Source organism: Xanthobacter autotrophicus, from assembly GCF_005871085.1.
Taxonomy (GTDB): Bacteria; Pseudomonadota; Alphaproteobacteria; order Rhizobiales; family Xanthobacteraceae; genus Xanthobacter; species Xanthobacter autotrophicus.
This window is the reverse complement of the sequence record NZ_VAUP01000028.1, coordinates 447,715-468,284: the sequence shown is the minus strand read 5'-3', so window position 1 is coordinate 468,284 and position 20,570 is coordinate 447,715. Positions and strand designations below refer to the sequence as shown.

Sequence of the window (20,570 nt, the reverse complement as noted above, 5' to 3'; positions counted from 1 at the left end):
CCGGAACTTTGTGCTGACGCGTTTTCTTCTCGCGAATCGGTACCCACGTCGCTGGAAAACGCCCTATGCCGGCGTGATGTTGGCGTCGAACGAGCCGCCGGGGCCGGGCACCACCACCTTCACGGGGTGGTCCGCCAGCGCCTGCACGAAGAAGGAGGCGTCCTGTACCAGGATGGGGAAGGTGCCGTAATGGCACGGCACCACCACTTCCACCCCCGGCAGGAAGCGCTTCACCGCCAGCGCCGCCACGGCGGGACCCATGGTGAAGCGGTCGCCGATGGGGATGAAGACCACCTTGGGACGGTGGATCTCGCACATCAGCGCCATGTCGGAGAAAATGTCGGTATCGCCCATGTGCCAGACCGTGGGCTCGCCCGGGGCGCGGATGATGAGGCCGGTGGGGTTGCCGAGATATTCGGAGGGTTTGCCGTCGCCGCCCGAGGAATGGTCGGCGCGCACCATGGTCACGGTGAAGCCGCCGCAATCCAGCGAGCCTCCGGTGTTCATCATCTGCCCGGCATTGCCGGCGCCCTTGGCGGCGAGGTAGGCGCACAGCTCCGGATTGGCCACCACGGGCAGGGTCCGGCTGGCGTCGGCCGCATCCTCCACCAGGGAGACGGTGTCGCCCACATGGTCGGAATGGCCGTGGGTGAGCAGGATATGCGTCACCCCGCGGGTGGCCTCCTCCACCGTGGAGGGGAATCTGGGATTGCCGGTGAAGAAGGGATCGATGAGCACCGCCTTGTCCGCGAAATCCAAGCGGAACGCGGAGTGGCCGAACCAGGTGATCTTCATGGGAAAGGACGCCCCTTGGCTGCGCGAAGCACGTGCCGGTCAGCATGCAGGACAGGCTGGCCGGATCACGCGGTCTCCGTCTTGAAGTCTGGCGCCGGTTCCGGCTCCAGACTCGATCGGGCGCGGAGTATCCCGGAAGGTCCGGCATGGCGCAACGGCGCGGCGGCCTTTCGAGCAATTTCTGCAAAACCGCGTAGCGGTTTCATGTTCGAAACCGCGTTGAACCCACAAGCCAGGGGTACAATTCGCCCACCGGCGTTCGCGACCTGTGCTTGAGCCATGCTGGCACGCGGAACTGGCCCAAGCCACTCACCCCAGCGTCGAGAGCGCCGGGAAGGTCTCGATGAGCCAATAGCTGGCATGGGCGATCCAGCCGGACATGAAGGCGATGCCGGTAAGCACGAGGAGCGCGCCCATGGTCTTCTCCACCACCGGCAACGCCTTGCGCATGTGGACGAGGCTTTTCAGGAACGGCCGCACCGCGAACGCCGCCAGCAGGAAGGGCACGCCGAGCCCCAGCGAATAGACCGCGAGCAACCCCGCGCCCTTGGAAACCGTGGCCTCCGATCCCGCCACCGCCAGGATGGCGCCCAGCACCGGCCCGAGGCAGGGCGTCCAGCCGAAGGCGAAGGCGAGGCCCATCACGAAGGCGCCCCAGATCCCGGTGGGTTCATGCACATGCGCCCGCGCGGTGCGATGCAGCAGATGGATGCGGAACACGCCGAGAAAGTTCAGCCCCATCACGATGATGGCGAGTCCGGCGATGATGGACAGCACGTCGAGATGCGCCCGCAGCAGGTCGCCGATCGCCGAGGCTCCCGCCCCCAGCGCCACGAACACCACGCTGAAGCCGGCCACGAACAGCACCGCCCCCACCATGGCGCGGCGCCCCACTTCCTTCACCGGCTCGTCGCCGGCGAGGTCGTCCAGCGTACTGCCGCTAAGGAAGCACAGGTAGGGCGGCACCAAGGGGAGCACGCAGGGGGAGACGAAGCTCACAAGGCCGGCGAGGAAGGCGGCGGGCAGGGTCACGTCGGCCATGGGTCTTCGTCGCAGCTCCTGTGTCGCGCATCCGGTGACGGTCGGACGGGCGCCGGATGGGCGCACCGTCTGGTGTTGCTTTGCCTCATGAGCCGCCGGAGAGGTTCGGGCAAGCCACACTTCGCCGCGCTCCCCGCCTTGTGAGCACGACCGGCGCTGTGGTCCGACACCGGCCGGGGCGGGTGCAGGGGCTTGCAACCGCCACACTTCGAGGACATCTGAAGGGCATGAGCGACAGCGACATTTGACGCCGATGAGCGACGACCGCACTCCCCCCCGCCGGCCGCAGGTCTTCCGCCTCGACGAAGCCGCCATCACCATGGCGCCGCGGGAACCGGTGGAGCCCGACTTTTCCCTGCCCGTGCCCGCCGCGAAGCCAAGCCGTGGCTGGGGCCTGTCGCTGGCCGGCCTGTTCTGGTCGGCGCTGGGCGGCGTGCTCAGCCTGATGGCCTATGTGGGCCTGAGCCAGCTCATCGGCGACCTGTTCTCCCGCGCCGAATGGCTCGGCTATGTGGGACTTGCCTTCACCGCCGCGCTGCTGGTGGCCGCCATCGCCATCGTGGCGCGGGAGGTGGCGGGCATGGCGCGGCTGACCAAGCTGGACACCATCCGCGCCAGTGCTGAGAAAGCCCTGGCTGAGGACGATCGCACCCTCGCCGAAGCCGTGGTGCGCGACGTGCTGCGCCTGTCGGCGGAAACGCCTTCGCTCGCACGCGCCCGTGCTGATCTGGAGGGTCACCTCTCCGGCATCATCGACGGGGCGGACCTGGTGCGCCTGTCCGAGCGCACCTTGCTGGCAGGCCTTGATTCCCGCGCCCGGCAGATGGTGTCGGACGCAGCGCGCAACGTGTCCGTGGTCACCGCCGTGTCGCCGCGGGCGGTGGTGGACCTCGCCTTCGTGCTCTACAGCGCCGTCACCCTCATGCGCCGGCTCGCCCAGCTCTATGGCGGGCGACCCGGCACGCTGGGCACGCTCAAGCTGGTGAAGCACGTACTCGGGCATCTCGCCATCACCGGCGGCATGGCGGCCGGCGATACCCTGGTACAGCAGATCGTGGGCCAGGGGCTGGCGGCACGGCTGTCCGCCCGCCTCGGCGAAGGGGTGGTGAACGGGCTGCTCACGGCGCGGCTGGGGCTGGCGGCCATTGCCGTCACCCGCCCCCTGCCCTTCACCGCTTTGCCCGCGCCGCGCCTTGCGGACGTGGCCGGCGGGCTGCTGCGCAAGGCCGAGGAGGAAGAGGCGGCGGCCTCACGCCGGCAGTAGGTGGGCCGGAATGGCATCCGGCGTGTAGCGCACCGGGCGGTTGCGCCAGATCATCTGCGCCGTGGGCCAGACCACGAATGCGCCCATGACGCCGAGGAACAGAGCCATGCTCCATTGCTCCTCCCTGAGCGCGAAGCCCAGCACCGCGGCGAGCCCCGCGAGGGCAGCTAAACCCACCGCCACCATCAGCGCAAACCTCCACGGTCCATAGCCGCCGATGAAGCTGGCGCCGCTTCCCGCTTTCGCCAGCGCTCCATGCAGCGCCCGGACGAAGGCGGCATAGTCCGCCCCCTGGTCGCGCACGCCGGTGAGCGAGATGCGCGAGGAGGAGCCGGTCTTCAGCCTTGTGCCGTCGCGGCCGGACAGCTCGATCTCGAAGCTGTGGTTGGCGAACTTGGCCGGCAGGAAGCGCAGGGTGACGGACGTCACTTCGGCCAGTGCAAGACGCCCCTCCTTGGGACCCACCGCGTATTCCAGCACCGGCGGGGCAAGCTCAAGCCGCACGCCGGCACCGCCGAGGCGGGGAAAGCAGGCATAGGCGGCCCCGCCTGCATCCGCGCTCACGTCAGCTCCCGCATGGCGGCGTCGATGCCCTCGACGGTGAGGGGAAACATGCGCCCCTCCATGAGGTGGCGCATGAGACGGATGGATTCCGTATAGCCCCAATGGGGTTCCGGCACCGGATTGAGCCACGCCGCCTTGGGATAGGTGGTGGTGAGGCGCTCCAGCCAGACCTTGCCCGGCTCCGCATTGTTGTGCTCCACCGAGCCATTGGCATAGGTAATTTCATACGGGCTCATGGAGGCGTCGCCCACGAAGATCAGCTTGTAGTCGTGCGGATAGGTGTGCAGCACGTCGAACAGGGGGATGCGCTCGGTGGCCCGCCGCGCGTTGGATTTCCAAACGCCCTCATAGACGCAATTGTGGAAATAGAAGTGCTCCAGGTGCTTGAACTCGGCGCGGGCGGCGGAAAACAGCTCCTCCACCTGGGCCACGTGCCAGTCCATGGAGCCGCCCACGTCGAGGAACAGCAGCACCTTCACCGCATTGCGCCGCTCCGGCCGCAGCCGCACGTCGAGCCAGCCCTGGCGCGCGGTCTCGCGGATGGTGCCGTCGAGGTCCAGCTCCTCCGCCGCGCCGATGCGGGCGAACTTGCGCAGGCGGCGCAGCGCCACCTTGATGTTGCGGGTGCCCAGCTCGACCGTGTCGTCCAGGTCCTTGAACTCGCGCTTGTCCCAGACCTTCACAGCGCGGAAGTTGCGGTTGCCGTCCTGGCCGATGCGCACGCCTTCGGGATTGTAGCCATAGGCGCCGAAGGGCGAGGTGCCGCCGGTGCCGATCCACTTGGAGCCGCCCTGGTGGCGCCCCTTCTGCTCCTCCAGCCGCTTCTTCAGCGTCTCCAGAAGCTTGTCGAGCCCGCCCAGCGCCTCGATCTGGGCTTTCTCCTCCTCGGTGAGGTGCTTCTCGGTGAGCTTCCTCAACCAGTCCTCGGGGATGGAATGGCCTTCCTCGCCTAGCGCGCTCTCAAGGCCCTTGAAGCAGCGGCCGAAGACTTGGTCGAAGCGGTCGAGGTGCCGCTCGTCCTTCACCAGGCTTGCGCGGGCAAGATAGTAGAAGGCATCCACCTGCCGGCCGGCCACGTCGCGATCCATGGCCTCCATCAGCGTGAGATACTCCCGCACGGAGACCGGCACGCCGGCGGCCTTGAGCGCCTCGAAGAAGGCGATGAACATTCAGGCGTCTCCCCGCTCCGCACCCTGCATCCGACCCTCGCACCGCATCCGGCACCCGCATGGTCCGCGTCTTGCCCGGCGCACTCCACCATAGCGGAGAGCCGTGCCCGCGCGCAAAGCGGGGCTGGCGCGGGCCGTGAGAACGCGAAAGGCCGCGCCCCGGAGAGCGCGGCCTTTGCCGGACGGAGGCAACCCGGACGGGTCGAACTCAGTTCACGCCATAGATATTGGTATTGGCTTCCGAGATCTCGCGGACCGCAGTGGCGCCGAGCAGCACCAAGTTGAGAAACTTAGTCAACTCCACCGACGCGGCATTGCCGATATAGATGATGTCCTTGTCCCGCATGGGGACCTTCGTGGACAACAGATAGCCGGTCGGCTCGCGGAAATTGACCGTGTAGATGGTCGGAATCCGCTTGTCCGGAATGTTGGACACGTCCACGCCCATGCGCTCCAGGGTGGTGCGGTTCTCGATCCGGAACAGGAACACCGACTGCGGATCCGCCTGCCCGTCCAGCAGGCCTTCGGCCTTCGCCGCAGCCTCGCTCAGGCTGATGGAATCGTTGCCGAAGTTGAACTGGCCCTGCCGGCCGGTGGCGCCGAACGCCAGGAAGGTGCGCGGACGGCTGAACACATAGATGGTGTCATCCGGCTGCAGATAGATGTTGTTGGCCGGCTCGCGGACCAGGCGGTTGAAGCTGATGGTCGCCTCGCGATTGCCGCGCTGCAGGGTCACCAGCAGGTCGTAGCCCTTGGCCTGCGCCAGGCCGCCGCGGCTGACGGCGTCGAGAATGCGCTCGCCGGCGGAGGTCAGCGGGAAGCGTACCGGTGTCTCTACCTCACCGATCACCGTCACCGCGTTGGAGCGCTGGGTCTTCACCGACACCACGGCCTGAGGCTCGATGGCCCGGTTGCGCAGCCGCTCGACGATTTCCTTCTCGACCTGGGCGGGCGAGACCCCTGCGGCCTTGATCTGGCCGGCGTAGGGTACCGAGATGAAGCCGTTGGGATCGACCGACTGGTCGGGGATGTCGACGAAGTTGCCGGCGCGCGAGGCCGCTTCCGCCGGAATGAACAGGCCGCCCGATGAGGCTTCGAAAATGGAGACGCCCACCACGTCGCCAACGCCGATCTTCACATTGGGGATGGGCCTGCGGTCATTGCGGAAGGTGCCGATCAGCCCCTCGCCGTCGGTGGCCGACAGCACGCGCACCACGTCGATGGTCATGGGCACCAGCTTGTAGCCGACGCCGTCGGTGTCCTGTGTCTGCGGGTTGCGCACTTCTGCGCTGTAGGGGCCGGAAGCCGGAAGAAAATTGCAGCCGCCCAGGACTGCAGCGATGGCGACGCAGCCTGCGAAACGAAGGCGGTCGAACCAACTCTTTCGGACGAGCAACACTGGCCATTACCCCCAATACAACGTCGCGGTTGATCCCTACCATGTTGAGCCGGATACGACCTATGTCACCACCGGTTGAATCCTCTCCGATCAAAGCGTTTCCGAGACTCATGTGGCATCGCAGCAACAAGGCCGGGCGCTGCTTTCGCCATCGCGATGGTTTCTGAATACCGTCAAATAAAGAGGTATCCGATTCCGATCATTCCGCTAGGGCCATCCAGCGCGTCTCAGGTCGTGATCTGGAAACAGTCGGTGCCTTCAAGCACCAAACATGTCAGGTGCCCCGAAGCATAGGCCCCCGTGTCGATGTTGATACGGTTCGGCAACACCTCCGGCTCCTTCGTCGGGGTGTGGCCGTGCACCACGCAATGGCCCAGCCAGTCGGAGCAATCGAGGAACTCTCGGCGAATCCACATCATGTCCTCGCGGCTCTGGTCCTCCAGCGCGACGCCGGGACGCAAGCCCGCGTGGACGAACAGATAGTCGCCGCAGATGAAATGGCTGGCCAACCGGCGCAGGAACGCGAGGTGCGCCGGGGTCATGGCCGCGCGCCACTGGCTCCAGAGTGTGACATCATCAAGGGTCCGCCGGTGGCCCACATAAGAGAAGACTGTCTCGAGCCCACCCATCTTCAGCCAGCGGGAAAATGCCTCCCGCGACTGGAGAGCGTCGATCATCACCGCCTCGTGGTTGCCGCTGATGCACACCGCCTTGCGGCTGGCCTGGCGCTCGATCAGCGCGTCGATGACCGCCGCCGACTTCGGGCCGCGATCCACATAATCACCCAGATAAACCTCGATGCACTCGGCACCCGGATGGGCGCGCACATCCTCGTCGATGGCCGCCTGCAACCGTCGCAGCAGATCCAGATGACCGTGGATGTCCCCGACGGCATAAACCCGCTTGTGTGGAGGAATGCGCGGCGTCGGCGGCTCAATCGAAGGCTCGGTCATGGTCTTGGAGCGGAGCTTCAGCATTACCATGGTTGCGGCTTGACCTCTGCCACTGTGAGACCCCCATGGGGCATGATCACGCCAAAAGTCTAGCACATGCCCTCGCGCACTGCGAAGACTCTTTGTTGCAGCGCGGTAACGAGGGATATTCACACAGTAATCACCCGTGGGAGGGCACCCGGCTGCCGACAGGCCACAGTGGGGCACCTCGACCAGAAAGGGGAATCCGGCTCTATGCTGGCGGCGGCCGGCCGGATGTGCGCTGCGTCCAAGGGGCGGACCCGGGGCGTTGAGGGCATTTCGCTTCGGGGGAGAGCGGTGATGGCATTCGATCTGACGGCGCTCGCCGTGCTCCTGGAAGCCCTGCTCGGCTATCCGGCGGGCGTGGTGCGACGTATCGGCCATCCGGTGATCTGGATCGGCCGGCTGATCGTGCTCCTGGACCACGGCCTCAACCGCCCGGGCCTGACCGCCGCGACGCGCAAGGGCCTCGGCGTGGTGGCGGTGGGAGTGATCCTCGCCGCAGCGGCTGTACCGGCGGCAATTCTTGAGGCGCTGCTGCGCCCCCTGCCGTTCGGCCTGCTGGTACTCGGCCTGATCGGCTCAACGCTGATCGCCCAGCGCTCCCTGCACTGGCACGTGGCGCGGGTGGCCGAGGCGCTGGAAAGCGGCAGCCTGGAAGCGGCGCGCACGGCGGTGAGCCATATCGTCGGCCGCGACCCACAGACCCTGGATGAGGCCGGCGTCGCCCGCGCCGCCATCGAGAGCCTCGCCGAGAACTTCTCCGACGGCGTGGTGGCGCCGACCCTGTGGATGTGCGTGGGCGGGCTGGCGGGGGGCGCCGCCTACAAGGCGCTCAACACCGCCGACAGCATGATCGGCCATCTCACCGAGCGCCACGCCGCCTTCGGCTGGGCCGCCGCCCGCGCCGACGACTATGTGAACCTGCCCGCCTCGCGCCTCGCCGGCATGCTGCTGATCGCGGCCGCCGCCATCACCCCGGGCGCCGATGCCCGCGCCGCCCACGCGGCCATGTTGCGGGACGCGCCGCGCCACCGCTCCCCCAATGCCGGCTGGTCTGAAGCCGCCATGGCCGGCGCGCTGGAGCTGAAGCTGAACGGGCCAAAGGTCTATGCCGGCGTCTTCACCGAGGACGCCTATATGGGCAATGGCCGGCGCGAGGTGACCGCCAAGGACGTGCGTGCCGCGCTGCGGCTCTATCGGCGGGCCGATGCGCTGATGGTGCTGCTGGTGCTCGCGGGCGCAGCGCTCCCCTTCATTTGGCGAGGCTGAGCAGCCTGTCGAGGTCGAGATGAGCGGCAAGGTGGGCGGCGAGGCGGTCCAGCGTCTCCTCCACCCCCTGCTCATAGGCCGCCTGTGACGGCGCCCCGCCCAGCGACGAGAGCAAGCCACTGCGGAAGGCGTCGGACGCGAACAGCCCATGCACATAGGTGCCGCTCACCCGGCCCGACGTAGACCGGGCGCCATCCGGATGCCCGTCGGAGAGCACGGCGAAGGGCCGCTGCGCATCGGTGCCGGCGGTGACGCCCATATGCATCTCGTAACCGGCAAAAGGCTCCCCCTGCGCCACGCCCTCCACCTCCACCAATCGCTTGTCCGGCGACAGCACGGTGTGGACCTTGAGCAGGCCGAGGCCCCGGGCGATCTTCGCATCGCCCTCGATGCCCTCGGGATCGGCGATGGTCTCACCGAGCATCTGGTAGCCGCCGCACAGGCCCATCACATGGCCGCCGCGCCGGGCGAAGGCGAGGATGTCATGATGCAGCCCCTGCGCCCGAAGCGCCGCGAGATCCGCGATGGTGGCCTTCGAGCCGATGAGCAGAACCAGGTCCGTATCCACCGGCAGCGTCTCGTGAGGGCGGATGCGGCGCACCTCCACGGAGGGCTCGGCATCCAGCGGATCGAGGTCGTCGAAATTGGAGATGTGGGGCAGGATGGGCACGCAGATCTTGATCCGCGCCCCCGGCTTGGGCGCGGGCGGGGCTGAGAGCGCCAGCGCGTCCTCGGCCGGCAGGTGGATTGCATCGGCAAAATGCGGCACCAGCCCCAGCGCCGCCCAGCCGGTCTGGCGGGCGATCAGGTCCATGCCGGCGGAAAACAGGCTCGGGTCGCCCCGGAAGCGGTTAACGATGAAGCCGGCGATGAGCGCGGCGTCGGCGGCATCGATCACCGTTTTCGTCCCCACCAGCGAGGCGATGACCCCGCCACGGTCGATGTCACCGATGACCACCACCGGCACGTCGGCGGTGCGGGCAAAGCCCATGTTGGCGATGTCGCCGGCGCGCAAATTGACCTCGGAGGCGCTGCCCGCCCCCTCTACCAGCACCAGGTCGGCCTCGGCCTTCAGCAGGTCGAAGCTTTCCAGTACGAAGGGCAGCAGCGACGGCTTCATGCCCTGGTAGGCCGCTGCCTTGGCGGTGGCGTGGACGCGGCCCTGCACCACCACCTGCGCGCCGGTCTCGCCCTGCGGCTTCAGCAGCACCGGGTTCATGTGGACGCTGAGGGGCACCCGCGCTGCCCGCGCCTGCAGCGCCTGCGCCCGGCCAATCTCGCCGCCGTCGGCGGTGACTGCGGCATTGTTGGACATGTTCTGCGGCTTGAAGGGGCGCACCTTCAGCCCGCGCAGGGTGAAGGCCCGCGCCAGACCTGCGACGAGGAGCGACTTGCCCACGTCCGACCCGGTGCCCTGGAACATCAGCGCGCGCGCCATGGGCTCAGAACTCGATCCCGGCCTGGGCCTTCACCCCGGCCGAAAAATGGTGCTTCACCAGCCCCATCTCGGTGACGAGGTCCGCCGCCGCCACCAGCTCCGGCTTGGCGTTGCGGCCCGTCACCACCACGTGCAGGCCGGGGCGGCGGGCGGCGAGGGTGGACACCACCTCGCCAAGATCGAGATACTCGTAGCGCAAGGCAATGTTCAGCTCGTCGAGAACGAGGAGGGCGATGGTCTCGTCCGCCATCAGCTCGCGCACCTTGGCGAAGGCGCGGGCGGCGGCGGCCCGGTCGCGGGCGAGATCCTGCGTCTCCCAGGTGAAGCCCTCTCCCATGGTGTGCCAAACCACGCGATCGCCGAATGCGGCAAAGGCCTCCTGCTCCCCGGTCTGCCATGCGCCCTTGATGAATTGGACCACGCCCACCCGCCCGCCGCGCCCGAGCATGCGCAGGGCGAGGCCGAAGGCGGCCGTGCTCTTGCCCTTGCCGGGGCCGGTATGGACGATGAGCAGGCCCTTCTCGATGGTCTTTTCCGCCACCTCCCTGTCCTGCACCGCCTTGCGCTTTTCCATCTTGGCGCGATGGCGGGCGGCTTCGGCGTCATCGACGGCGGGGGACGAAACGGGCTCGCTCACGGCATGTCTTCCTTCACGATCAGGGGCAGGCCGGCCACCACCAGCACCACCCGGCCCGCGCGGGCGGCGAGGCGCTGGTTGAGCAGGCCGGCAGCGTCGCGGAAGCGCCGGGCCAGCGCATTGTCCGGCACGATGCCGAAGCCCACCTCATTGGCGACGCAGACGGTGAGGCCGGGGCGCGCAGCCAAAACCTGCTCCAGCGCCGCGCCCTCGGCGTCGAGGTCGTGCTCGGCCAGCAGGTGATTGGTGAGCCAGAGTGTCAGGCAATCCACAAGCACAGGCTGCTCGGGCGGCAGCGCGCGGAGGCATCCTGCCAGGTCGAGGGGCGCCTCATGGGTCTGCCACCCCTCCCCGCGTCGATCGCGGTGCAGGGCGATGCGCGCCTCCATCTCGCCGTCGCGGGCCTCGGCGGTGGCGATATAGGCCCAGGGCGCCGGCTGGCGGCGGACCTCGGCCTCGGCGAAGCGGCTCTTGCCGGAGCGCGCGCCGCCGAGGACCAGGACAAGCCCGCCGCTCAAGCGACCAACCGGGCGAAGCGCAGCCGCGACGGCCCGGCGAGGGCGCAGGGCGGCATCTGGAACGGGATGCGCGAGGCGGTAAAATCGGGACGGTTGACGCAGGCGGGCGCGCAGGCGGAGTCCGGAGGGCGGCTGTGGCGCGTCATGGCGGGTCCTTTCAACCGTCCCTCCGAGGGTCCGTTAGAGATGTCCGACGAGGGCGACCAACGCGGGCGCCGCTCTTCGGGCGATGCGTCTCCGGCAGGCCACCTCACTCGTCTCCTGGCTCGCGGTTCATCGCGAAGCCTGCGCCTTCCCGGATGGCTCCAGTGGCATGTTGCAGGCCCGCTCACCGCCGACGAAGCGGGGGAAGCTGCGGGCTTTGGGAGATGCCTCCTGCACCGCATTCCCTCTTGGTCCGTCCGAAAGCGGACACCGACGACCCAGCGACTATAGGGCGACCGTGCCGCTCCGCAACTGCGGCCCGGCGGAAAATGCCGGCCAGCCGAAAGCACCCTTCTGCTCGCGCGGTGGAGGACACCGCTTGCCAGGATGCCGGGGTAAACAGCGCCCGGCTCTTCCCCCAGCCTCGGCTTCGAAAGACACTCAGGTACCGCTGGGATCGGTCGATGCTCACGCCCCCAAGCGTCGGCCGGTCGCCGATGAATGGTGTCAAAATACCACTTAAAGTGATTTGCGAGAACTTCAGAAACCGCATACATAGTATTGAAACTAAATGGTTATTTTTCAAAACTTCATGTAGCGGATCCGGCAGAGGCGTCCCGCCCCCGCCTTGTCCCCTACCCTTTCGCCTTCGCCACCAGGGCGGAGGTGGAGCGTCCTTCCACCAGCGGGATCAGGGCGACGCGGCCGCCGCGCGCCTTCACCACGTCGCCGCCGACCACCTGGTCCTCGCGGTAATCTGCACCCTTCACCAGCACGTCCGGGCCGAGCGTCGTGATGATCTCCAGCGGGGTGTCCTCCTCGAACAGCACCACCAGATCCACGCAGCGCAGCGCGCCGATGACGCGGGCGCGGGCCGCCTCGTCCTGGACCGGACGGGTCGGTCCCTTCAGGCGCTGCACCGAGGCATCGGTGTTCAGCGCCACCACCAGCCGGTCACCCTCCCGCGCCGCCGCCTCCAGGATGGCGACATGGCCGGGATGGACCAGATCGAAGCAGCCATTGGTGAAGACCACCCGCGCGCCCGCCGCCTGCCAGCCGGCGATGACGGCGGCGGCCCGGGCACGGTCCACCAGCGCGCCGGGTGCCGCGCCCTCGGGCACGCTGGCATCAAGGGCCGCGTTCAGCTCCGCCCGCGTGACCACCGCCGTGCCGATCTTGCCCACCGCCACGGCGGCGGCAGCATTGGCGAAATGTACGCTGGTCTCCAGCGAATGCCCGGAGGCGAGGGAGACCGCCAGCGCCGCCAGCGCCGTGTCCCCGGCGCCCGACACGTCGAACACCTCGCGGGCCTGGGCCGGCACGTGCAGCACCTGCCCGCCCCGCCGCCACAGCGTCATGCCCTTCTCGGCGCGGGTCACCAGCACGTCACCGCCGAACTGGCGCGAGGCCGCCTCGGCCGCCAGCACCGCCTCGGCGTCGGTGGTATCGGGCAGGCCGGTGGCGGCGGCCAGCTCCAGCCGGTTGGGGGTGACCAGGCTCGCGCCGCGATAGGCCTCGAAGGTGCGGCGCTTGGGATCCACGATCACCGGCACGCCTTTGGCCTGGGCCGCCGCGATGGCGGCGCCGATGACCACATCCGAGAGCACGCCCTTGGCATAGTCGGAGAGCACCACCACCGCGCTGCGCCCCACCGCCGCCTCCACCGTGGCCACGAGACGCGCGACGGTGTCCTCGGCCGGCGGGGTGAGGATCTCGGCGTCGATGCGGACGATCTGCTGGCGCCCGCTCATCACCCGCGTCTTGGTGATGGTGGGCCGGCCGGCGTCCGCCACGAGACTCGAGAGGTCGATGTCGCGATAGGCGCAAAGCGCACCCTTAAGCGCCTCGGCTTCCGGGTCGGCGCCCGTGAGCCCCACCAGGATGACCTGCGCGCCCAGCGCTGCCGCATTGGCGGCCACGTTTGCCGCGCCACCCGGAACGATGCGCTCGGCGCCGTGCACCAGCACCGGCACGGGTGCCTCCGGCGAGATGCGCGAAACGGAACCGACGATATAGCGATCCACCATCACGTCGCCGATGACGGCGATAGGACCCACCGCGCCTTTACCCGCCATGATGCTCTGTCCTCACGCCGCGTTGCGCGGCTTCAGATGGCCGTTCACATAGGACGCGACCCCATCCTCCAGCGAGGTGAAAGGACGCGTGAAGCCCGCCGTGCGCAGCTTCGAGACGTCGGCCTGGGTGAAATACTGGTAGGCCTTCTGCAGGCTTTCCGGCATGTCCACGTAGGCGATGCGCGGCTCGTCCCCCAGCGCCGAGAACACCGCCTTCGCCAGATCGGCGAACGAGCGCGCCTCGCCGGTGCCCACATTGAAGATGCCGGACACGTCCGGGCTCTCCAGCAGCCAGCGCACCACCTCCACGCAGTCGCCCACATGGACGAAGTCGCGCAATTGGCCGCCGTCCTCGTAGCGCGGATCGTGGGACTTGAAGAGGGTGACATCCTCCCCGGCCGCTGCGGCGGGGTAGATCTTGTGAACCACCGAGCGCATGTCGCCCTTGTGGCCCTCGCCGGGGCCGTAAACGTTGAAGAATCGCAGGCCGGCAAACTGCGGCGGGCGCGGCCGGCCCTCGGCCACGTCCGCCATGATGCGCCGATCCACGAACAGCTTCGACCAGCCGTAGGGGTTCAGCGGCGCCAGGGCGGAAAGGTCCGCCGCCTCCTCCGAATCCCGGAAGCCGGAGGTGCCGTCGCCGTAGGTCGCGGCGGAGGAGGCATAGACGAGGCCGAGCGCCTTCTGCGCGCACAGCTCCCACAGGTCCAGCGTCGCGCGGATGTTGCGGGCGACGATCTTGTCCGCGTCGCGCTCGGTGGTGGCGGAGATGGCGCCCATGTGCACCACGGCGGCAAGCCGGCCGCCCTCCTTCTCGACGAAGGCATTCACCGTCTCCGGCCGGATCACGTCATGCAGCGCGATGTCGGAGATGTTGCGCCACTTGGGGCCGTCCTCCAGCCAGTCGGCCACCACCACGCGATAGCCATCCTCGGCGGCGGCGCGGGCAATGTTGGAGCCGATGAAGCCCGCCCCGCCCGTGACGAGGAGGAGGTCGCGGCTCAGCGCCACCGATCGGGTCATGTGGAACATCCCATCTTCAGGTCGGGCGCTGGGTGTGCCACGCCAGCTCACCCTTTGTCCATGTTCGGCCCCGCTCAGGCCCTGAGCGCCACCAGCGCCCGCCAGACCGCGGCGGCGGAAATGTCGGCAAGACAAGGCGGCCCCTCGGTCACCTCGGGCGCGATGCGGCAGCGCGCCTTTTCACAGGGGGCGCAGTCGCGGGTCGCCTTCAGCTCCACCGCGCGGGGGCCGTAGAGACCGGTGAGGCGCGGGTCGGTGGGACCGTAGAGGCCGACCGTCGGCACCCCATAGGCCGCCGCCAGATGGCCAAGGCCGGTATCCGCGCTCACCACCCCGGCTGCACCGGCGATCACCGGGGCAAGGGTTTCCAGCGTCTGCGGCGGCAGGAGGTGCACGTTGGACAAGCCCTCCGCTATGGCCTCGGCGCGGTCGCGCTCGGTCGCCCCATGGGCGAACAGGCGGATGTCGAGGCCGGCCGCGCCGGCCTGTTCCGCCAACGCCCTCCAGCCGGCGCGGGTCCAGGTCTTGGTGGGCCAGGTGGTGCCGTGGAGGAAGACCAGATAGGGCGCGCCGGCCTGGCGTGTTGCTTCAAGCCCGCGCGGCGCCTGAGCGAAGCCCTCTCGGCGCAGGTCGAAGACCGGAGCCGTCGGTGAAAGCCCCGCATCCGCCGGCCGGCCGTCAAGGCTGTAGCCCAGCGCTGCGGCGAAGAGCTTGCGGATGCGCACCGCCATATGCTCCACCTCCGGCACATGATGGCGCCGGTGATAGGTGAGCGCGGCAAGCCCTTCCCGCGCGCTGGCGCGATCGAAGCCGTGGCGCTGCCCCCGGGCGAGCGCCGCCACCGCAGCGCTTTTCATCAGACCCTGGGCATCGATGACCATATCGTAGCGCTCGGCACCCAGCGCGGCGCGGATGCGCCCGGCCTCGCCGGAGCGCAGTGCCTTGAGCGGCTTGCGCAGCATGCGCCGGAGCGGGACCACGATGGTGTTCCGCACCGCCGGATGCAGGCGCGCCACCGGGGCGAACGCCTCCTCCACTGCCCAATCAAGCTGAAGGCCGGGGTGCGCGGCCATGGCGTCCGTCAGCGCCGGGAACGTGTGCACCACGTCACCCAGCGACGACAGCTTCACCAGCAGCACCTTCATCGGCGCATCTGCTCGGCGGCGGCAAGAACCTCCTCGGGGGCGATGGATTCGAGGCAGGCCAGGGTTCCCAGCGGGCATTCCCGCTTGTGGCAGGGCCGGCAGGGCAGCTCGCGCGCCATCACACGGGCAAACGGCGAGGCCGGCGGCGTCATCTTCTCGGAGGAAGCACCATAGAGCACCACCAGCCGGCGATCGAAGGCGCCGGCGACGTGCATCAGGCCGGAATCGTTGGAGATCACCACATCCGCGCCGGCGAGAATGGCGGCGGCCTCGACCAAAGTGGTGCGGCCCACCAGATTGTCCACCGGCACACCGGCGCCGGCCGCGATGGCGTCGGCCGCCTCCTGGTCCTTGGGCGAGCCAAGGATGCGTATGCGATAGCCGGCGGCAACGGCCAGCGCAGCGAGGGCGGCGAACTTGGCCGCCGGCCAGCGCTTGGCGGGGCCATATTCGGCGCCGGGGCACAGCACCATCACCGGGCCCTCGCCGGACAGCGGGAATTTGGCGGAGGCCACGTCCACAGCACCGTCGGGCAGCATCAGGCGCGGGCGCGGCGGGCGGGCGGTGGAGCCCGCCGGCAGGCCCAGCGCCACGAAGCGATCGAGGGTACGGGCGGTCTTCCGGTCGGGATCGGGGCGGGCGTCGGTGAGCAGAAGGCTGCGCAGCTCCGCCTTGTAGCCGACGCGCTCGGGAATGCCGGCGGCGAGGGGCACGATGGCGGCCTTGAAGGCGCGAGGGAGGATGATGGCCTTGCCGTAACCCTCGTTGCGCAGCGCGCGCCCAGCGCGCCAGCGGGCCATGAGGCCAAGCTCACCATGGCCGAGGCCGAGGGGAATGGCGCGGCGGACACCGGGGATCATACGGGCGATGGGAACGGCAGCGGGCGGCGCCAGCACGTCGATCGGACGGCCGGGCTCACGCAAGCGCAGCACCTCGACGAGGCTCGCCGCCATGACCATGTCGCCGACCCAGGAGGGGCCGACAACCAGCAGGGGCGAAACGGAACCAAGGGCACGCATACGAACGCTCGCGGGGTGGAACGCCCGCGTCATTGCAAGGCGGACCCGCCGCGTCAAGCGTCAAGCGACGCACGCGGCGGGTAAGCAGGTTTGGAGACAGGCTTGGCGGACGGTCCGGCCGGGCCGGACCGACGCGCGCCTCAGGCGGCCGGACGGAAGGTCTTCTCGACGGAAGACTTCAGCGGCTCGGACGATTCCGAAGCCACCTTCTGGGCGAGGGCGGACAGGTCCTTCGCCTGCGAGGTGAGCACCTCGAACTGCTTGCGGGCGTGGCCGGTGGACAGCTCCACGGCCTCGGCGACGGTCTTGCTGGCGATCAGCGAATTGAAATAGTCGAACGTGGCGTTCACATTCGACTGAAACGCCTCGATCACCTTGGCGTTGTACTGGGCCACGCCCTTGCTGGCGGCGGTGCAGGTGTCTTCCAGCGCCGCATTCACGTGCTCGGCGGTGTCCTTGAGCTTCGCATAATTCTCGCGGCAGGTGGCAAGGCCCTTCTCGGCGATCTCGCGGACCGCGGGCGGCACTTCCAGTGCGGGAGCGGTTTTGCTCGAAAACGCCTTCTGAGCGGCTTCGACCTGGTCCTGATAGGCCTTGATGAAGGTGTCGTTCATGTCATCCTCGGTGATACGGGCAGCTTGGTCCGTGTGCCGAGGTACAATCCCGAGCCTGCGAGGAAGACGCCAGCTAAACGCCAACATCAGACCTTCGAACAAGAGCGGTAATGGCTGAAGAACCCCGACGTTGAGAGTGTATCCTAACAAAGTGTGCAGCGCAAAAAGAAATTTTGCGCCGCACACGTCAAAGTGCAGGATTTTTCAGCCACTTAATAAATCCAAGCGACTGATAAACACCCTCAGTTACCGTCAGTGCGACTGGTTCGGATCAGTCACCGTGGAGGCGGCGTGTTCGGCGGCCGCCTTGGCATCGCGCACCGCCTTCTCGCTGGCGGCCTTGAAGTCCTGCGCCGCTGCCTGGGCGCTTTCGGTGGCGGCGGCGGCCAGCGTCTTCAGGCGCTCGGCGAGGGTGCGGGCGTGCTCGTCGAGGCTGCGGACGGTGGTCTCGCCCAGCGACTTGGCCTCGACGCTGAAGGTCTTGGCCTGTTCGGCCACCGATTTCATCTGGTTGGTAAGGAATTCGGCCTGCAGGCTCATCATTTCCTGCGGGCTCTTGGCGGCCACGAGGCGATGCAGGAAGTCGAAGCTGGCTTCCACATTGGCTTCCATCAGGCCGATCGCCTTCTGGCGCAGGTCCTTGATGCCAGTGCGCACGTCCTCGAAATGCCCCTCGGTGTCGCCGACCTGCTCGCGCGCGTTCTGGAACAGGGTTTCAAACGCCTGGCGAGCCTGGGCCACATTCTTCTCGGCAATCGCCCGCATCTCGGCGGGCAGCTCCAGATCCGGACCGAACTTCGTCGTCATGGCCGTTTCTCCTCCAGGGTTTTCGGGCGGCGCACCTGAACCGCACCGGGTCAATTCTAATATGGCTCAACTGCGCTTCGCCAATATGAATGCCGAAAAAGCGCGCCAATTGCACTCACGTTAATCAATCGTCATGACTATGGGCAGTGCTCCGCCTTGCAGAATCGGCCCGCACACGGCGGAATGGACCTTCGGCAGCCCATGACGCAGATCAGCGCACGTTCATTTCCCGGAGTGGATCTCGCTCTCGCGCCGCTGCGGCGTCGGGATCTGCCGTCATTCCTGGTCGCCGTGCCGTCCGCCCACGTGCTGGAGGCGACAGCGGCCTGCGCCGCCCTTGGACTTACCGCCGGTGCGCCGGCCCCCCGGATGGTCGCAACGGTGGCGCGGGAATTGTCCCGCCTGACGCTGGCCCGCTTCGGCTACGCCCGGCTGCGCCTGCCCGGGAGCTTCGTTCCCCGCCTGTTCCGCTACGCGCCGCTGACCCTTCCCACCGGCCCCGCGGTGCTGTTCGCCGATCCCGCGGCATTCGCCCCCGCGGCCGGCGCGAACGCCGAGCCGCCCTGCGTCCCCGCCATTCCCCTGGCGCTCCAGCCTTTGTTCGCCCAGCCGGTGCGCATTACTTTCGAAACCGACGCCGATGGCCGTATCCGCGCGCTGTCGCCGGTGTTCGCCCAGGCCCTCGGGTCCCGGGCCGACCGTTTCATGGGCACGACCTTCACGGCATTGGAGGACGAGGGCGTCATCCAGTCCGGCGCCGCCGTGGCCGATGCGCTCGCTGGCGGCAGCTTCAGCGATGTAAAGGCCCATGTGCCCGCCGCCTTGCCGGAGGAAACGGCGCTCGACCTGTCCCTCGGCGGCGCGCCGGTGTTCGACGCCGCACGCCGGCGCCAGGGCATCCGTGGCTTCGGCGTGCTGAGCGCCGCCGCCGCCCCACCCGTCGTGGACATCCGACCGGCGCCTCTCGCCCCCGCGCCGTCAGCCTTGCCACCCGCCACAGCGTCGAGTGGTTTCGGGGAGAATGTGGTGCCGCTGCGCTCCGGCACCCTGTCACCGCAGGAGCGCTCGGCCTTCCGCGAGATCGCCCGCACCCTTGCCGCCGCCATCGAGGACTGGCCCAAACCCCGTCCCGACCTGCCCCATCCCGACCTGCCCCGTCCCGACCTGCCCCGTCCCGCGCCGGAAATCCCGGATGAGGGCGCCCCGACCCCGCTCCAGGGCGACGGGCTGGCGCCTGCGACCTTCGACATGGGCGAGGGCGCCGAACCCACGGCCCCGGTCGCGCCGGACCGTGCGGTCGCCGACGACCTCGACCTTCTCGACCACCTGCCCCTGGGGCTGCTGGTGCAGCAGGACGGCGCGGCGGCCTTTGCCAACCGGACCCTTCTGACCCTGACCGGATGGGAAGACCTTGCCAGCATCGCGGCCGCCGGCGGGCTCGATACCCTGCTGGTGCGCGACGGCGCCAGCCTGCATCTCGCCACCGCCGCAGGCACCCGCCTGCCGGTGGAAGTGCGCCTGGTGGCGGCGCCCTTCCTCGGCCGGCCAGCGCTGGTCCATGTCATCCGCCCCCTCAGCGAGGTGGAAGGCCGCGAGGCCCGTGCCATTACCCGCCGCGATGCGCTCGACATGGTGCCGTGGCCGGTCTTCCTGCTGGAGCCGGAAGGCACGATCCGACATGCCAACCGGGCGGCCGCCGAGCGGCTCGGCTTTTCCGCCATGGATCTTGCCGGAGAGCCCTTCGTCGTCGCCGTGGCGCCCGAGGACCGCGCTCAGGTCGTGGCCGCCCTCGACCGGGTGGCGGCGGGCGCGGCCGGCGCGCAGATCACGCTTTTCCTGCGCGACCGGGCCGGAACCCCGGCTCCGGCCCATGCCGGTATCGCCCGCGCCGGCGCCGACGACCAGATGCTGTGCGTGGTGGTTGATCCCGATCCGCCAGCCGTCCCCGCGGCAGCCGCCAAGGCACCAGATCTTCTGCCCCGCTTCGCCGGCCGCCTGCGGCAGTCCCTCGCGGCGCCTTTGGCCCGCTTGACCGGCGCACCGACGCCCACCACCCTGTCCGGGCCGGAGCGCGAGGCGTTCGCCGCCGTCGCCTCGACCCTCGCCGACCTCGAAGCCCTCGACATCCACGACGCCCTTGCAGCCACGGCCCAGGATGCGCCCACCGAACGGTGCGATCTGGCCCAGTTGGTGACCGAGGCTTCGACCGCGCTGGCGCCCGCGGCCCGGCGCCGGGGCATCGCGCTGCGGCTCGACGCGCCGGGCCCGGTGATGGTGGCCACCCGGCGCCCGCAGGTGACCCGGCTGGCGCGGCTGATGCTGGAAGAGGCGCTGGCGGCAACGCCGGCGGGGACCAGCATCGCCATCTCCGTTTTTGATGATGGTCCGGCCGGCGCCTGTCTTCAGGTCAGCGACGGGGGCACGGCGCTGGACGAGGTGGCGCTGGCCACGGCCCTTGATCCGCTCGCGCCCGGTCCCGCCGCAACGGACCGCTTCACCGCAACGGGTCGACCGCTCCGGCTGGCGCGCCTCGCGCGGGAAGCCGAGACCCTCGGCGGGACGTTCGAGGTGACACCAGAACCGGCCCGCGGCATGATCGCCCGTCTGCGTTTTTCGCAGGGGTAAGACGGGCGGGGATCAGACTCGGCTTGGCCCGGAACGCGGACCACCGG

The 20,570-nt window shown here is 68.9% G+C and carries 18 protein-coding genes and 1 riboswitch; of the genes, 3 read left to right on the top strand and 15 right to left on the bottom strand.

Annotation, left to right across the window (positions count from 1 at the left end; all coding sequences use genetic code 11):
• Positions 1-63 precede the first annotated feature (63 nt).
• Positions 64-795: a metal-dependent hydrolase gene (locus tag FBQ73_RS13865; protein ID WP_138400066.1), complete on the bottom strand. Its 732-nt coding sequence runs from the start codon at positions 793-795 to the stop codon at positions 64-66.
• 309 nt (positions 796-1,104) lie between these two features.
• The gene (locus FBQ73_RS13860; protein WP_138400065.1) at positions 1,105-1,836 is read right to left on the bottom strand and encodes a cytochrome c biogenesis CcdA family protein; all 732 of its coding nucleotides are present in this window, start codon (positions 1,834-1,836) and stop codon (positions 1,105-1,107) included.
• 253 nt (positions 1,837-2,089) lie between these two features.
• Between FBQ73_RS13860 and FBQ73_RS13855 the strand changes: the two genes are divergently transcribed.
• Complete coding sequence (locus FBQ73_RS13855; RefSeq protein WP_138400064.1) at positions 2,090-3,100, top strand: YcjF family protein; 1,011 nt, start codon at positions 2,090-2,092, stop codon at positions 3,098-3,100.
• Here FBQ73_RS13855 and FBQ73_RS13850 read toward each other — a convergent pair.
• From FBQ73_RS13850 to FBQ73_RS13835, 4 genes are all read right to left on the bottom strand, one after another.
• The gene (locus FBQ73_RS13850) at positions 3,086-3,664 is read right to left on the bottom strand and encodes a hypothetical protein (protein WP_138400063.1); all 579 of its coding nucleotides are present in this window, start codon (positions 3,662-3,664) and stop codon (positions 3,086-3,088) included. The two genes, FBQ73_RS13855 and FBQ73_RS13850, sit on opposite strands and share 15 nt — an antisense overlap.
• Positions 3,661-4,833 (bottom strand): vWA domain-containing protein, encoded by a 1,173-nt coding sequence (locus FBQ73_RS13845; RefSeq protein WP_138400062.1) that lies wholly within the window; start codon positions 4,831-4,833, stop codon positions 3,661-3,663. Before FBQ73_RS13845 ends, FBQ73_RS13850 begins: the two co-directional genes overlap by 4 nt.
• A 208-nt stretch (positions 4,834-5,041) precedes the next feature.
• On the bottom strand, positions 5,042-6,232 hold the full coding sequence (locus tag FBQ73_RS13840; RefSeq protein ID WP_138400061.1) for a polysaccharide biosynthesis/export family protein: 1,191 nt from the start codon (positions 6,230-6,232) through the stop codon (positions 5,042-5,044).
• A 227-nt stretch (positions 6,233-6,459) separates the two neighbouring features.
• Complete coding sequence (locus FBQ73_RS13835; protein WP_246089701.1) at positions 6,460-7,209, bottom strand: metallophosphoesterase family protein; 750 nt, start codon at positions 7,207-7,209, stop codon at positions 6,460-6,462.
• Between the two features lie 297 nt (positions 7,210-7,506).
• Here FBQ73_RS13835 and cbiB point away from each other — a divergent pair, with 297 nt between their 5' ends.
• The gene (gene cbiB / locus FBQ73_RS13830) at positions 7,507-8,478 is read left to right on the top strand and encodes an adenosylcobinamide-phosphate synthase CbiB (RefSeq protein WP_138400060.1); all 972 of its coding nucleotides are present in this window, start codon (positions 7,507-7,509) and stop codon (positions 8,476-8,478) included.
• On the opposite strand, the gene FBQ73_RS13825 is transcribed toward cbiB, so the two are convergent.
• The 9 genes from FBQ73_RS13825 to FBQ73_RS13785 form a co-directional block, all read right to left on the bottom strand.
• Entirely contained in the window at positions 8,462-9,916 is a 1,455-nt protein-coding gene (locus tag FBQ73_RS13825; RefSeq protein WP_138400059.1) for a cobyric acid synthase, read from the bottom strand. The two genes, cbiB and FBQ73_RS13825, sit on opposite strands and share 17 nt — an antisense overlap.
• Before the next feature lie 4 nt (positions 9,917-9,920).
• Complete coding sequence (gene cobO, locus FBQ73_RS13820; protein WP_138400058.1) at positions 9,921-10,553, bottom strand: cob(I)yrinic acid a,c-diamide adenosyltransferase; 633 nt, start codon at positions 10,551-10,553, stop codon at positions 9,921-9,923.
• Positions 10,550-11,071: a bifunctional adenosylcobinamide kinase/adenosylcobinamide-phosphate guanylyltransferase gene (gene cobU / locus FBQ73_RS13815; RefSeq protein WP_138400057.1), complete on the bottom strand. Its 522-nt coding sequence runs from the start codon at positions 11,069-11,071 to the stop codon at positions 10,550-10,552. Before cobU ends, cobO begins: the two co-directional genes overlap by 4 nt.
• Positions 11,072-11,293: 222 nt before the next feature.
• Positions 11,294-11,505, bottom strand: a riboswitch (cobalamin riboswitch).
• Positions 11,506-11,850: 345 nt separating this feature from the next.
• Positions 11,851-13,290: a D-glycero-beta-D-manno-heptose-7-phosphate kinase gene (gene rfaE1 / locus FBQ73_RS13810; RefSeq protein ID WP_138400056.1), complete on the bottom strand. Its 1,440-nt coding sequence runs from the start codon at positions 13,288-13,290 to the stop codon at positions 11,851-11,853.
• Between the two features lie 12 nt (positions 13,291-13,302).
• A complete protein-coding gene (gene rfaD, locus FBQ73_RS13805) occupies positions 13,303-14,313 on the bottom strand; it encodes an ADP-glyceromanno-heptose 6-epimerase (RefSeq protein ID WP_138400055.1) in 1,011 nt (336 codons plus the stop codon).
• Positions 14,314-14,387: 74 nt separating this feature from the next.
• Positions 14,388-15,458: a lipopolysaccharide heptosyltransferase I gene (gene waaC, locus FBQ73_RS13800; protein ID WP_138400054.1), complete on the bottom strand. Its 1,071-nt coding sequence runs from the start codon at positions 15,456-15,458 to the stop codon at positions 14,388-14,390.
• Complete coding sequence (gene waaF, locus FBQ73_RS13795; RefSeq protein WP_246089700.1) at positions 15,455-16,477, bottom strand: lipopolysaccharide heptosyltransferase II; 1,023 nt, start codon at positions 16,475-16,477, stop codon at positions 15,455-15,457. The genes waaC and waaF overlap by 4 nt, the downstream gene beginning before the upstream one ends.
• A 140-nt stretch (positions 16,478-16,617) precedes the next feature.
• A complete protein-coding gene (locus FBQ73_RS13790; protein ID WP_138400052.1) occupies positions 16,618-17,091 on the bottom strand; it encodes a phasin in 474 nt (157 codons plus the stop codon).
• A 252-nt stretch (positions 17,092-17,343) separates the two neighbouring features.
• Entirely contained in the window at positions 17,344-17,898 is a 555-nt protein-coding gene (locus FBQ73_RS13785) for a phasin family protein (protein WP_138400051.1), read from the bottom strand.
• Positions 17,899-18,603: 705 nt separating this feature from the next.
• On the opposite strand from FBQ73_RS13785, the gene FBQ73_RS13780 reads away from it, so the two are divergent.
• Positions 18,604-20,523, top strand: coding sequence for a sensor histidine kinase (locus tag FBQ73_RS13780; protein ID WP_392567235.1), 1,920 nt, complete (start codon positions 18,604-18,606; stop codon positions 20,521-20,523).
• The last annotated feature ends 47 nt before the right edge of the window (positions 20,524-20,570 follow it).